General features: G+C 60.3%; 6 protein-coding genes and 1 tRNA gene. 4 read left to right on the forward strand and 3 right to left on the reverse strand.

What is annotated here, in order from left to right; genetic code table 11:
- Positions 1–13 precede the first annotated feature (13 nt).
- The 3 genes from uvrA to R3C19_04975 form a co-directional block, all read right to left on the reverse strand.
- Positions 14–7,366, reverse strand: a complete 7,353-nt coding sequence (gene uvrA / locus R3C19_04965) for an excinuclease ABC subunit UvrA (protein ID MEZ6059694.1) — start codon at positions 7,364–7,366, stop codon at positions 14–16.
- 253 nt (positions 7,367–7,619) lie between these two features.
- Positions 7,620–8,222 (reverse strand): nucleoside deaminase, encoded by a 603-nt coding sequence (locus tag R3C19_04970; protein ID MEZ6059695.1) that lies wholly within the window; start codon positions 8,220–8,222, stop codon positions 7,620–7,622.
- Positions 8,223–8,418: 196 nt separating this feature from the next.
- A complete protein-coding gene (locus tag R3C19_04975) occupies positions 8,419–8,679 on the reverse strand; it encodes a hypothetical protein (GenBank protein MEZ6059696.1) in 261 nt (86 codons plus the stop codon).
- A 93-nt stretch (positions 8,680–8,772) separates the two neighbouring features.
- Between R3C19_04975 and R3C19_04980 the strand changes: the two genes are divergently transcribed.
- The 4 genes from R3C19_04980 to R3C19_04995 all read left to right on the forward strand — a co-directional run bounded on the left by R3C19_04980 (position 8,773) and on the right by R3C19_04995 (position 14,596).
- The gene (locus R3C19_04980) at positions 8,773–9,357 is read left to right on the forward strand and encodes a hypothetical protein (protein MEZ6059697.1); all 585 of its coding nucleotides are present in this window, start codon (positions 8,773–8,775) and stop codon (positions 9,355–9,357) included.
- Positions 9,358–9,553: 196 nt separating this feature from the next.
- Entirely contained in the window at positions 9,554–12,364 is a 2,811-nt protein-coding gene (locus R3C19_04985) for a hypothetical protein (protein ID MEZ6059698.1), read from the forward strand.
- Positions 12,365–12,581: 217 nt separating this feature from the next.
- A tRNA-Pro gene (locus tag R3C19_04990) sits at positions 12,582–12,656 on the forward strand.
- A 386-nt stretch (positions 12,657–13,042) separates the two neighbouring features.
- Positions 13,043–14,596 (forward strand): sulfatase, encoded by a 1,554-nt coding sequence (locus tag R3C19_04995; protein ID MEZ6059699.1) that lies wholly within the window; start codon positions 13,043–13,045, stop codon positions 14,594–14,596.
- Positions 14,597–14,864: the final 268 nt, after the last annotated feature.

Raw genomic sequence — 14,864 nt, forward strand, 5'->3', positions numbered from 1 at the left:
GTGAACTCCCGCGTCATGTCTCGTTATTGGTTCGGAAGGCTTCGTTCGAAATCCACTTCGCGAGTTCTGAAGTTACCTGTTCCGCTTTCGTAAACCGAAGCGTGACCGCGTCGCCGCCGGCGAGATGGCGTTTCACAGTCTGCTGAATTCCAAAATGAGCGACGCTGCCGACGGTGACGGAGTCTTGCGGGACGTACAGCACCAGATCGACGCCGTCGCGACGTTTGGTCTGCAGTTCGGCGACGGGAGAACCGTCCGACTTGCGATTGAAGTTGATCTTTGTGCGGATGCCGTAGTCGGCGTCGCAGTCGACGAGCGCCTGTTCGACGACGGGCAGCAGTGTTTCCACCGTCGCAAACTCCCAGTCGATGCGGCCATTGTTGACCAGATCCTTTTTCATCAGGTGCCATTTCCGCCCGAGTTGTTTCCAGGGCAGCAATTCCTGCGGTGTGGCCTTTTCCCTTGACGCCTGAGCCACGTGTGCGTCCGCGGCCTGCTTCAGAAACCTGCGAAACGCGGGCGTGTCGATTTCTTCCTTCTTCCAGACCTTGATGCTTATTTCCTGCCACGGCCCGGCCATCTTGCGAACTTTGACTCGCGGTGACTGGCTGTAGTACAGGATTTCGTCGACGTCATCGATCGGCGTCAGGTCGAGTTCAAAGTCCAGCTGCCGTGTTTCGAACGTGCCCTTTTTTACTCGGAAGCACAGCACCATCAGCCAAACGTGTCCCGTGCGAGCGTGCAGGAACCAGCCGACACCATTCGTGGCTTTGACCTCGACCGTCGACCGGTGATTCCAGTTGACGGGAGCAAAGCGTTTGTCCTTCGCCAGCAGATCGATGACGAACTGCAGCGCTGCGCCGTCCCACTGACACCGCTGACCGTCGTGACTGAGACACTCCTTTGTGTGCCAGCGCTGGCCATTGGTTTCCCACGGCAGTTGCGCGGACTTGCCGAGCTGCTCGACACTGACATCTCCGGCGTGCTTTGTTGCGGCGGCCGCGACGTCGAAGGTTTCGATTTTTCCGGTCTTTGCTTCAGCAAGAACGGGAGCGAGCAATTCGCCCGTGTAGGAGCGCCACTTCGTTTCCGGGCTCCGCTCCGGAACGCCATGCCCTGAAGCTTCTGCCATTTGTTCCCGGGCACCTGCTTCAGGTGCGTTCGAACCGGAGGCAGAGTCTCCTGGCGGTGCGTTCAAGGCAAGCGTCCTGGAACGAGCCGCATAGTCCACGACGTCTTCCGGAGTTCCCTCCACAACAATCATGCCGCCACCACTGCCGGCTTCGGGACCAAGGTCGATGATCCAGTCGGCGGTCTTGATCACGTCCAGATTGTGTTCGATCACCACGACCGTATTGCCCTGTTCGACAAGGCTATTCAGCACGCCCAGCAGTTTGGCGATGTCGTCGAAGTGCAGTCCCGTTGTGGGTTCATCCAGAAGGTACAGCGTGCGGCCCTGGTTGGGCTTTGCAAGTTCCGCAGCAAGTTTGATGCGCTGGGCTTCTCCGCCGGAAAGCGTCGGAGCCGGCTGGCCGAGCGTCAGGTAGCCCAGACCGATCGCGTTCATTGTCGCAAGTGGCGCGCGGATCTTCGGCACGTTCGAAAACAGATCGAGCGCCTTTTCGATCGGCATGTCCAGCACTTCGGCGATGCTGTTGCCGTTGAACTTCACGGACAGCGTCTCGTTGTTATAGCGCTTGCCGCGGCAGGTCGGGCATTCGACCCAGACGTCAGGCAGGAAGTGCATTTCGATCTTTTGCTGCCCCATGCCTTCGCAGTCTTCGCAGCGGCCTCCGGCTCGGTTAAAGCTGAAACGGCCCGGCCGATAGCCTCGCACCTTCGCTTCCGGCATGCGGCAGAACAGTTCGCGAATGTGGTCGAAGACTCCCGTGTACGTGGCCGGGTTGGACGCGGGCGTGTTCCCAATCGGGTTCTGGTCGACGATCACGATCCTGGAAAGATGTTCGATGCCCAGCAGTTCGCGAAACGGTCCCGGTGCTTCCGTCGAAAGGTTGAGTCGCCTGGCCACGGCCCGAGCCAGCGTGTTCATCACCAGTGAACTCTTCCCGCTGCCGCTGACTCCCGTGATGCACGTCAGTGTGCCGAGTGGAATGTTGAGATCGACATTGCGCAGGTTGTGCTGGGAAGCGCCGAGAAGGCGAAGCCAGGGTGGCGTTTGCCTCCTCTCCCCCGCTGGCGAGTCTTCCGGGGTGCGTTTATTGGATTGCGGGGGACAGCGGACAGCGGAGGCCGCTGCGCGAGCGGAGATGCGCCGCATCTCCGGCACCGGAATCCCCTGTTTGCCGCTGAGGTAGGCGCCCGTGAGGGACTTGTTCGACAACCGGCCGATTTGTTTCGGCGTGCCTTCCGCAACGACCGTTCCCCCGAGCCTGCCGGCGCCCGGACCGAAGTCGTAAAGCCTGTCGGCGGCTTCCAGCACTTCGCGATCATGTTCAACCAGCAGCACCGTATTCCCGAGATCGCGAAGCCGTTTCAGAGCTGCCAGCAAACGACCGTTGTCACGCGGATGCAGGCCGATGGTCGGTTCGTCGAGAACGTACAGCACTCCGGTTAGCGAACGACCGACCTGTCCGGCCAGCCGAATGCGCTGCGATTCGCCGCCGGACAGCGTGGGCATACCGCGGTCCATCGTCAGGTATTCCAGACCGATGTCGACCAGGAAACTCAGCCGGTGAACCGCTTCGTCCAGCAGGTCTCCGGCAACCTGCTGTTGGGTCTTGTTCAGCTTGAGTGACCTCAGAAATTCGAGAGCTCTGGCCAGCGGCATACGGCACAGTTGCGGCAGAGTCACGTTGTTCATGCGGACTGCGGCGGGAACATCCTGCAGCCGCGTTCCGTTGCACACGCTGCAGTCCTTTTCGCCCGCCATCTCCATCAGTGCCCGACGGTGCGAATACGACAGCCGTGCGGCCAGTTCGATCGTCGGAAACAGACCGCGGTACCGGAAGGATGAAGGTTGAAGGCGGAAGGCGGAAGGCGGCTGAATTCCTTCCTCCGTCCTTCTTTCTTCTTCCGCCTTGAACTCGATCCATCGCTCCTCATCGCCGTACAGGATCACGCGCTGTTGTTCAGGAGTCAGCAGGTACCACGGCTGGTCGAGCGGGATGTGGAACTCCGCGCAAACGGCTTCCAGCATTGTGCGGAACGGAGCATTTTCGCGAGGATCGGGGAGTGCTCCGATAGCTCCATTCAGCAGACTGCGTTCGGGGCTGGTGACCAGCAGCGACTGGTTGGCTCCGTACTCCGTGCCGAGTCCCTCGCAACTCCAGCACCATCCAAGCGGGCTGTTGAAGCTGAACTGCTGCGGCGTCGGGTGGTCGAACGACCGGCCGCATTTGAAACAAGACAGGTGCAGGCTGAAGGTATGCGATTCCCATTCGGGCTCGTCGGTGGAAGTTTCGGCCAGCGCGACTCGGATGATTCCCTTGCCGACATCCAGAGCGGCTTCCACGGAGTCGGCGATGCGGCCCCGGTCCCTGTCGCTGATCGTGATACGGTCGACGACGACTTCGACGACGTGACTGCGTCGATGATCGATCGCCGGAGTCTCTTCCAGCGAACAGGTTACGCCGTCGATTCGAACTCGAACCCAGCCGTTGGCGCGAAGGCGCTCAAATGCGGATTCGTAGGTTGTCTGGCGATCAACGCTGATCGGCGCGAGCACGAGCGCTCGGATAGGAGTCACTTCCCGCGGCCCGTCGGCACCGACATGCAATTGCAGAATGGCGTCGACGATTTCGTCGGTGGTTTGTTTTTGAGCGGGCTGGCCGCACGTCGGGCAGTGAACGGTTCCCAGTCTGGCGAACAGCACTCGCAGGTAGTCGTAGATTTCCGTCACTGTACCGACGGTTGAACGCGGGGTGGCGCCGACGGTTTTTTGTTCGATGGCGATGGCCGGGCTGAGGCCCTGGATACTGTCGACTCGCGGCTTGGGCATCTGGCCGAGAAACTGCCGGGCGTACGCCGACAGGCTTTCGACGTACCGCCGCTGGCCTTCTGCATACAGCGTGTCCATTGCCAGCGACGTCTTGCCGCTGCCGCTGGGGCCGCAGAAAACGCTCATTTCGCCGCGCGGAACCTGCAGATCGATATGCTGAAGGTTGTGCTGCGACGCTCCGCTGATCTGAATCCGTTTGGCGAAGATGAACGGATCCGCTTTGGTGCGGGAAGCCGCTGCCAATCCGTTGCCGCCCGGCGCGCGGCTCGGCAGCAGCCTCGCCCGTCCGGATCGCAGTGGCTTCATTCCCAGCACCGGACGCAGGGCGGCTCCGGTGTAGGAGTCTTTGCACTCCGCGACATCTTCCGGAGTGCCTTCGCACACGACTCGACCGCCGCCTTCGCCTCCTTCGGGACCCATGTCGATTACCCAGTCGGCCGTTTTGATCACGTCCAGGTTGTGTTCGACGACGATCACCGTGTTGCCGAGGTCCACCAGGCTGTGCAGGACTTCCAGCAGCTTGTGGACGTCGGCGAAGTGCAGGCCGGTGGTCGGTTCGTCCAGCAGATACAGCGTGCTGCCGGTGGACCGTTTGCCAAGTTCGCGCGACAGCTTGATGCGCTGCGCTTCGCCACCGGACAGTGTGGGCGATGGCTGGCCGACGTGCATGTAGTCCAGGCCGACATCGACCAGCGTCTGCAACATCCGTTTGATCTTCGGCACGTTCTCGAAGACCGTCAGAGCGTCGCGGATTTCCAGTTCCAGTATGTCGGCGATGCTGTACCCGTTGAATTTCACTTCCAGCGTTTCATGGCTGAACCGCCGGCCCTGGCACACGTCGCAGGGCACCCAGATATCGGCAAGGAAGTCCATTTCCAGCTTGGTGGCTCCGTGGCCTTCGCACGCTTCGCAGCGGCCGCCGGCAACGTTGAAACTGAAACGACCGGGTTTGTAGCCGCGAAGTTTCGACTGCGGCAACTGGGTAAACAGTCGGCGAATCTCGTCGAAGACCTTCGCGTAGGTGGCCGGGTTACTGCGCGGAGTGCGGCCGATCGGCGACTGGTCGATGTCGATGGCTTTGTCAATCTTTGTCAGCCCGTTGACTCGATCGTGTTTGCCCGGTTCGCCTTTGCCTTTGTTGACGTCGCGGTTCAGAACCTGCCACAGGATGTCGTTGGTGAGCGAACTTTTACCGCTGCCACTGACACCGGTGACGCAGATGAACCGTCCCAGCGGGAAGCTGACGTCGATGCCTTTCAGATTGTTGTGGCGGGCGTTCCTGACCGTGATGCAGTCCGCAAGCCGCAGGGCGCTAGCCCCGGTTTTCTGCTTCGACGAACTGCTGCGCGCTGACGAACCGGGGCTAGCGCCCTGTGGCTCGCGGTCGTCGGTTCCGCGTCGTACGGTTGGCACTTCAATTTGCAAACTTCCGCTCAGGTACTGCCCCGTGACACTGCGTTTGTTCTTCAGGACGTCGCTTAACGTGCCTTCGACGACCAGTTCACCGCCGCGAATTCCCGGGCCGGGGCCGAAGTCGACAATGTGGTCGGCGGCGCGCATGGTTTCTTCATCGTGCTCGACAACGATGACCGTGTTGCCCTGATCACGCAGGCGCTGCAGGCTTTCCAGCAGCATCGTGTTGTCTCGCGGGTGCAGGCCGATCGACGGTTCGTCCAGAATGTAGACGACTCCGACCAGTCCGCAGCCAATCTGACCGGCGAGTCGGATGCGCTGCGATTCTCCGCCGGAAAGCGTCGGAGCCGACCGTTCCAGGGTCAGATAATGCAGCCCGCACTGCAGCAGGAATCCCAGCCGCCCGCGAATTTCCTTCAGGGCTTCTTCGGCGATGAGTTGCTGCGTGGCATCGAGTTTCAGCGATTCGAAAAACTCGGCCGCTTCTTCGATGCTCAGCGCGCAGACCTGCGGCAGGCTGAGTTCCACCCATTGCGATCGTCGCCGATTCGTTTGTCTGCCACTGGCTGTGCCAGTGCTGTTCGGATTGCGGCTTGAGGTACTGGCAGAGCCAGTGGCACTCGGATTGCGCCCCCATATTCGTACGTTGCGAGCCTGGCGGTTCAGTCGTTCGCCCTCGCAACTCGGACACGGCACGATTTCCATGTACTTTTCGAGCTGTCGGCGGCGCATTGGATTCTTCGTCGTGCGGTAATCGTTCAGCAGCCGGTTGACCCAGCCTTCCCACGTGCCGCCGTGCTTGTAGACGCCGCCGCGAGTTCTCCAGGCAAACGTGATGTGGGTGTCGCCCGTGCCGTACAGCCACAAGTGCTTCGCCTGATCGGGAAGATCCCGCCATTTTGTTTTCAGCAGCGAGCCGTAGTGCAGGTCCAACATGCACTCGATCGCTTCGGCGGCTCCGGTCAGGATGTGTCGCGGCCAGCGACCCATCTTTCGCAGCGAAGGCAGCAGCAGGAGTGCACCGTTCTGAATGGACTTCTTTTCGTCGGCGACAATCTGCGAGGCTGCGAACCCGTGACTCATGCCGAGTCCGTGGCAGTGCATGCACATGCCGAGCGGACTGTTGAAGCTGAAAAGCTGCGGACTGGGCGGTTCGTAACTCATGCCGCTTTCGGCGCAGGCGTAGTTGGCGGAGTAGAGGGAGTCGAGCGTTGAGGTTTGAGAGTTGTGAGTTTTTGTTCTTTGTTGTCGCGATTTCTCTCGACCCTCGACGCTCGACTCTCGACTAACAACCAGCCTTCCGTCCGCCAGCTTCAGGGCCTGTTCGACGGCCTCCGCCAGGCGACCGCGGTTCGACGGGCCGGCGACGAGTCGATCGACGACAACTTCGATCGTATGTTTGTGATGGCGCCGCAACTTGAGATCGTCTGACAGCGAAACAACTTCCCCGTCAACGCGGGCGCGCAGGTAACCTCGCTTCAGCAGATCTTCGAACAGATCGCGGAACTCGCCCTTCTGGTTCTGCACGATCGGCGCGAGGATCGAGTATCGCGTGCCTTCTTCCATGCTGGCGATGCTGTCGATGATCGAATCCGTCGACTGAGCCCTGATCGGTTTGCCGCTGACGTAGCAGTAGCCCTGGCCGACTCGGGCAAAGAGAACTCGCAGGTAGTCGAAGATTTCCGTGATCGTGCCGACCGTGCTTCGCGGGTTGCGGCTGGTCGACTTTTGCTGGATTGAAATCGACGGCGCCAGGCCGGAAATCGAATCGACGTTGGGTTTCGGCAACTGGCCCATGAACTGCCGGGCATACGTCGACAGCGATTCGACGTACCGCCGCTGTCCTTCCGCGTAGAGCGTGTCGAATGCCAGCGAACTCTTTCCCGAACCACTGACGCCCGTCATCACAATCAGCTTGTTTCGCGGCAGCGAAAGGCTGATGTTTCTCAGGTTGTGCTCGCGAGCACCGCGAATCACGATGTCGGTTTCTGACATATGGGCAACAGTCGGCAGTTGGCGTGTTGGGAATCGCTGGACGGCGCAGGGTTCCGGAAAATTCCGGCCCGGAGCGTCAGCGAGACATCACGTGACGGCGGAGTTCTCAAATGGGCGACGCGGTCACTTTCCTTTCGCAACCGCGAAACGCCGTCGCGGGCGGAAGTATATGGCCGCCGCGAAGATTGTCGAAACGCTCAGCTATTCCCGCGAAACCGGCCGCGTCGAACGCGCCGCACGTTCCGCGGGCCGTTTAAGAATGGCCCGGGCTGTAGTTCGGTCCGTTCATGTCCGCGTACATTTGCAGTGCTGCGCAGGCTTCGTCGCGGCAAACGTCCAGCAGCACTTCCACCGCAGGCAGCCGGTCGCGGTTTTCAAGTTGCGACTTCCAGTCCGCAGGAATCGGCCCTTCGTCGAAGCCGCAGATTTCCTCAATGTCCGCCGCCCGCGCTCCGACAACAAGACGCGTGACGCCGGACCACCACACCATCCCAAAGCACTGAATGCACGGCTGTCCCGACGTCACCAGTTCAAAGCCGGTGCCGCTGACGCTGGAAAGGTCGTGTGTCCGGAAACGCTTTTGAGCCAGTCCGATCGCAAGGGCTTCGGCGTGAGCCATGCTGCTGGTCAGCGGGACAGCGCGGTTGACTCCCACAGCCGCCAGCCGACCACTGCCTCGTTCAAACACCGCTGCCGCGAACGGTCCACCCGTGCGATTACGGATGTTCCACCTTGCCAGACCCACGACAAAGTTCATCCTGGCCTGGTCGCCGGTCAGAGCTTCCTTCGGCAACAACGACTCCCATCCGGCCGGAAGCGACCAGTGCAATTCATGTTCGAGCTGAGATTCCGTCACGATGAGGGGATTCCTGTGTTTTGACAACGTATTGTCACGATCTACGATTCATCGTCGCATCGCGGAGCACAGCGACGGTTTGCGGGATGCTTGCAACGTGTCGGCGTTGTCGACCTGATGACCGAATAAAACCCGATTCGCCGGTCGCGTTGCGAGTTGCGGCCCGCGGCGATCGAGCCGCGAATTCAGCGATTGTTCACGGAGCAGCATAATTTACGACATCATCGGCGACATACACGGGCACGCGGACGAACTGGTCGAACTGCTTGAAAAACTCGGCTACCGCGAAGAAGGTGGCTGCTTTCGGCACGAATCCCGACAGGCCGTGTTCTGCGGTGACTATATTGACCGCGGGCCACAGATTCACGATGTCCTGACGATTGTGCGCAGCATGGTCGAAGGTGCTGCGGCTCTGGCCGTGATGGGCAACCATGAGTTCAACGCGATCGCGTTTCATACTGAACGCTCCGATCTGCCCGGCGAACACTGTCGTCCGCATTCCGAAAAGAACGTTCGGCAGCATCGTGCGACGCTCGATCAGATTTCCGAAATGGAACTTGCCGACTGGCTCAACTGGTTTCGTTCACTGCCGGTTTGCCTTGACCTGCAGTCCATCCGAATTGTGCACGCCTGCTGGGATCCCGGCGGTCTTGATTTCATCGATCAAACGCTGTCGCGTAAACAGCCGTTCGATGCACAGTTCATGCAGCGCGCGACGGCCGTGGGAGATCCTCTGTTCGACGCCGTCGAAAGAGTCCTGAAGGGACCGGAAATGGAACTTCCCGAAGGAGTCGTGGTCACCGACAAGGACGGGACCGCGCGACGTCGCATTCGAATTCGGTGGTTCGAATCTCCGCAGGGGCGGCACCTGGGCGACTACGCATTGCCGCGGGAACCGAACATCCCAGGCGTTTCTGTACCCGAAAGCGCTCCTGCGGTTCCGTATCCAGCCGACGCGCCGCCGGTTTTCGTGGGTCACTACTGGCTGCCGCCCCGCAAGCCGGCGCCGCTGGCCGCTAACATCGCGTGCCTGGATTACAGTGTCGCAAAAGGAGGACTTTTATGCGGCTACCGCTTCGACGGCGAATCCACGCTTTCCGACGACCGGTTCGTAACCGTTCGCAGCCGCGATTAGATCCCCGGCAGCGGATCTTTCACACCGTCGCGATGTCCGTCGGCAACACGCGTCGGCCTCCCGAGTTGATCTCGTCCGCTATACACTCGAATGTGAATCTCCGTAATGGCTCCGGGCAGTTCGACGCGCGGTCCCGCCCACGACGCACACGTGCCGCTTACCGATCGCCTTTACCCTCAACCCGCCCAGTTTCGCCATGACCGGTCGCAACTCTGTCCGCGAATCCGCTGCGACGGAATCCATTCGCATTCGCGGGGCTCGCACGCACAATTTGAAGAGCATTGACGTCGACTTGCCGCTGGGCAGGCTGATCGTGATGACGGGAGTCAGCGGGTCGGGAAAAAGTTCCCTGGCCTTCGACACGCTCTTTGCCGAGGGCCAGCGGCGCTACCTGGAAAGTGTTTCCGTCCACACAAGAGCACTGCTGCGCGAACTGACGCGCCCCGACGTCGACGAAGTCAGTGGTCTGCCGCCGACCGTCTGCGTCGATCAGCGAGTCGCCGCGGCTCCGGCGCGCAGTACGCTGTCCGTCACCACGGAAATCTACGACTACCTGCGGCTGCTGTTTGCCCGAGCGGGAACGGCTCACTGCACGGGCTGCGGTCAGCCCGTCGAAAGCCAAACGGTTGAGCAGATCGTGGACCGCACGCTGCAGCTTCCCGAACGCACAAAGCTGATGGTCCTGTCGCCGATCGTCCGTGGCAGAAAGGGCACTCACAGGGAGATCTTCGAACGGATCGCTCGAAACGGTTACGTGAGAGCCCGCGTCGATGGCGAACAGTATGACATCGCTGACGTCCCGAAGCTGACCGCGTCGCGCGAACACGACATCGAGGCTGTGATCGATCGCATCATTCTGAAGGACGGCATTGAAACCCGGCTTCGCGAATCGATTCACCTGGCTGTTCGCGAAAGCGATGGAACATGCATCCTCTGCGAACAAACAGATGCCGGCTGGCACGACCGATTCTTCAGCACCCGCTTCCACTGCGCGGCCTGCGACCTGAGTTTCCCGACCCCCGAACCGCGAACCTTCAGCTTCAACAGCGCGTGGGGAGCCTGTCCGGAGTGTCAGGGTTTCGGAGTTCACGGTGTTGTCGATGATTCAGCCGACATCACCGTTTTTTCAAAGGCAGCCTGTCCGGTGTGCCACGGCAGCCGGCTTCAGCCATTTGCTTCGTCGGTGACGTTTCTCGGCCGCGGTATCGCTGATCTGACTTCGATGAATGTCGACGAAGCTCTGGCATGGCTGGCGAATGATGAAAGTCCGGAGGTTCAAACGCTGCCCCGGAATTCCGCCGCAACCAGCGGTGGCATCGTCGATGCGGTTTCTTCGAACACACAAGCCGGTTCGCGTTCCGGCAGCAATTCGTTCGCACAGCTTCTGAATGCACTCAGCCCGGAAGCCAGGCTTGTCGCGGATCGTACGCTTCCCGATATCCGGCAGCGGCTGCGATGCCTGCAGCAGGTGGGTCTGGGCTATCTGACTCTGGACCGGCCGACTCGTACTCTTTCCGGCGGAGAATTTCAGCGAGCACGCCTGGCCGCCTGCCTGGGCACCGGTCTGCATGGAGCGTGCTTTGTTCTGGATGAACCCACAACCGGGCTGCACCCGCGAGATACTCGTCGACTGCTGCAGACGCTGTTTGAAATTCGCGATCGCGGTGCCACGGTCGTCGTCGTGGAACACGACAGCGACGTGATCCGAAACGCCGACTGGCTTGTCGATCTTGGTCCCGGCGCAGGAGCTGACGGCGGCCGGTTGCTGTACTCCGGCCGGCCCGGCGACGCCATTCCATCCGGCGTTGACACACCGACGATGCACTGTCTGACCCGCGCATCTTCGAGTCAAACTCGTGATGAAGAAAATTCGCCGAACAATCGCGACGGCGCAGAACCACCGTTTGCAGCCCAGGAGAGTTCACCCAACGCGACTGCGATGCGACAACGGCAACTCTTTCCTGGCGATGAAGCACTGAAATCACTCACGATCCGAAACGCGCGACTCAACAATCTGAAGAACGTCACGGTCGACATTCCACTGCGGGCACTGGTGTGCGTCACCGGCGTCAGCGGTTCCGGAAAGACGTCCCTGATTATGGATACGCTGCTGCCCGTCGCTGCCGCATCACTCCGAAAGGACGCTGACCCGGCGACAACGCTGGCGGATGTCCGGTGTGGGAGCATCGACGGTCTGCAGGAAATCGCGAGAGTCGTTTCCGTCGACAACAGCCCGCTGGGACGCAATCGTCGTTCGAACATCGCCACCTACAGCGGTCTGTGGGATCACATTCGCAAAGTGCTTGCCAGAACTCGCGACGCCAGAGCACGGGGATTCGCGGCAAATCGCTTCAGCTTTAATTCCGGCGACGGTCGCTGTGCCGAATGCCGCGGCACCGGCTTGAAGGACATTCAGATGAACTTCCTGCCGAACGCGACCGTCCCGTGTCCCGCCTGCCATGGCCGCCGGTTCAACCAATCAACGCTGACCGTTCGCTTTGCCGGACTGAACGCCGCCGACATCCTGAATCTGCGAGTCGATCAGGCTCTGAACGTGTTTCGGGAATTTGATTCTCTGCGATCACTGTTGAAGACGTTTCACGATGTGGGACTCGGATACCTCACGCTCGGACAGCCGGCGTCAACATTCAGCGGCGGAGAATCCCAGCGAGTCCGGCTGGCCACGGAACTGGCCTCGCAACACGCGGAATCGACTCTCTACATCCTTGACGAACCGACGACCGGACTGCACGCGGCAGACGTTTCTCACCTGCTGCTGTTGTTCAGGAGCCTCGTGGACGCCGGCCACAGCGTGATTGTGATCGAACACAATACGGACGTAATGAGGTCCGCCGACTGGCTGATCGACATTGGCCCCGACAGTGCCGATTCCGGAGGACAAATTGTCTACATCGGCCCGGCAGCCATCGCCGCGGACGCGCCCGGATTCACAGGCGACGCGCTTCGCCACGAGAACAGCCTGCGAAATGGCACAGCGGCGGGGTGAAGGAGTGAGAAACTTCGCAACGTCTCTGGCAACGGATTCCCAGGCCCACTAGACTCCCCGCCGCACCACAACCGGCAAGCGGGCAGGTCTCACCAGTTGACCGATTGAACAAAGTTGGCCGGTCGGTTGCGGGTTTCGAAACGGTCCGTGCCCTGCAGCGGAATGGCCGAACCAACCAACCGCACTTGTGTCAGACGACTGTGGTGGAAACAGAATTCGGGGCGTAGCTCAGCTTGGCTAGAGCGCCTGCTTTGGGAGCAGGAGGTCGCACGTTCAAATCGTGTCGCCCCGACTTGTCCAGCGATTTTCAGCGGCGAATGGTATCACTGGATTTGCCTCGAAATCTGGGACGATGCGGAGACTTTGACGCGACAGCCCGTTTTTCAGGATGCGGCGCAATTCTTGGTGCGTGTGCCGTCGGAATCGGATGCATGCGTTTCGGGCGGACAACGGCGAAAAACTCCGGCAGTGCCGTGACTTGATGGCCGCGAACGTGCCATCCGCCGGTCCGACTGGCTCTCGACGGCGAAGAACGAACACCAGCTGCTAGTCGTGTGGCCTTGCCTTTCTGAATCGTCGCGCGTTCGCTGGCCGGACTGGTCGTTTCGGATTGAAGCGTCGTCCGTTAGCATGGCAGGACAATGATCGTTCACCCGCTGCAAACGACTGAGGTCCATCATGGTCGCTTCTGTTCGAGACCTTTTGCTGACAGTGGTGCCCCTGCTCGCCCTGCTGCCTGTTGCGTCAGCCGACGAGATTACCGCCGATCGGATCGACGGAGCGGAACCGCTGAACGTCGTCTTCATTCTGTCCGATGACCACCGTTACGACGTGATGAGTTTCCTGGGGCACCCGTGGGTGGAAACTCCGGCAATGGATGCGATGGCTCGCGACGGCGTCTACTTCCGGAATGCGATGGTCACAACGTCCCTGTGTTCACCCAGTCGCGCGTCGATTCTGACCGGTCAATACATGCATCACCACGGCGTGGTTGACAACAACGTGCTGACCCGGCCCGGAACCATCTTCTTTCCGCAGTACCTTCAGCAGGCCGGGTACCAGACGGCGTACTTTGGAAAGTGGCACATGGGCGGCCACTCGGACGCGCCGCGGCCAGGCTTTGACAAATGGGTTTCCTTTCGGGGACAGGGTCACTACGACCCGCCGACACATCTGAAAAACTGGTCGCTGAATGTGGACGGACAGCCGGTTCCTCAAAAAGGCTACATCACGGACGAACTGACGGATTACGCAATCGGCTGGCTCAACGACAGTGTCCGGGACAGCAGCAGACCGTTCTTCATGTATTTGTCTCACAAGGGCGTTCACGGAATGTTTCATCCGGCTGAACGCCATGCCGGCCGCTACGAAGGCAAGCCGCTGCCGAAGCCAAAGACGATGGTCAACACCGAAGCGAACTACCATCACAAACCGATGTGGCTGAAGAACCAGCGGAACAGTTGGCACGGAGTGGATTTCGCCTACCACCAGGACTCCGACATTGCCGAACACTATCGGCTGTATTGTGAAGCTTTGCTGAGCGTCGATGAGTCAATCGGGCGCGTCCGGCAATGGCTGAAAGACAACGGTCTGGCCGACAACACGCTGGTGATGTACATGGGCGACAACGGCTTCCAGTGGGGCGAACACGGGCTGATTGACAAGCGCACTGCCTACGAAGCATCGATCCGCGTTCCGCTGCTGGGTGTCTGTCCGAAGCTGTGGAAACCGGGGACGACGCTGGAACAGGTCGTGGCCAATATCGACATCGGGCCAACTGTTCTGGAAGCTGCCGGTGTGAAAACGCCGACACAGATGGACGGTCGCAGTTTTCTGCAGCTCGCAGCCGGACAACTGCCGCCGGACCAGTGGCGTCAGAACCTGCTGTACGAGTACTACTGGGAATACAACTATCCTCACACGCCGACAACGTTCGCCCTGCGGACCCATCGGTACAAATTCATTCAATATCACGGCATCTGGGATATTGACGAATTGTACGACATGCAGCAGGACCCAGATGAAGAACACAATCTGATTTTCGATCCGCAGCATCAGGATCGGATTACTCAGATGAGAGCGGACCTGCACACGATTCTGGAGGATGCCGGCGCTAACCGGGTGCCATTCAGCCACAAGCAGGGAATGGGAGCAAATCTGCGTCTGAAAAGTGGTGCCGAAGCAGCCGAATTTCCGCCGGAACTGCTGCGCGAGAACGACGGGCAACAGTAGATTGCACTGGTGAAGTTGTTTCGGCCGGAAAGGTTTATCGGCTGACGTTCGACGGGCGTCCTGACCCGACCCGAGCGGGCCGGCCTGCAGCCACCGTGTTATCGTCGGGGCACTGTGCAGAAGTCCCGGATTGTCAGCTGGTGTTCTCCAGGACGTGGATTCGAGAACAAAGGACGCCGACAATTCGCCGGATTTTCGAGCGCAGAGTCCGTGACACGATTATCGATGCCTGACCTGGCAGCTGGCAGGATTTCGAAAGAACTGCCGG

The sequence above is a fragment of the Planctomycetaceae bacterium genome, assembly GCA_041398785.1.
Taxonomy (GTDB): domain Bacteria; phylum Planctomycetota; class Planctomycetia; order Planctomycetales; family Planctomycetaceae; genus JAWKUA01.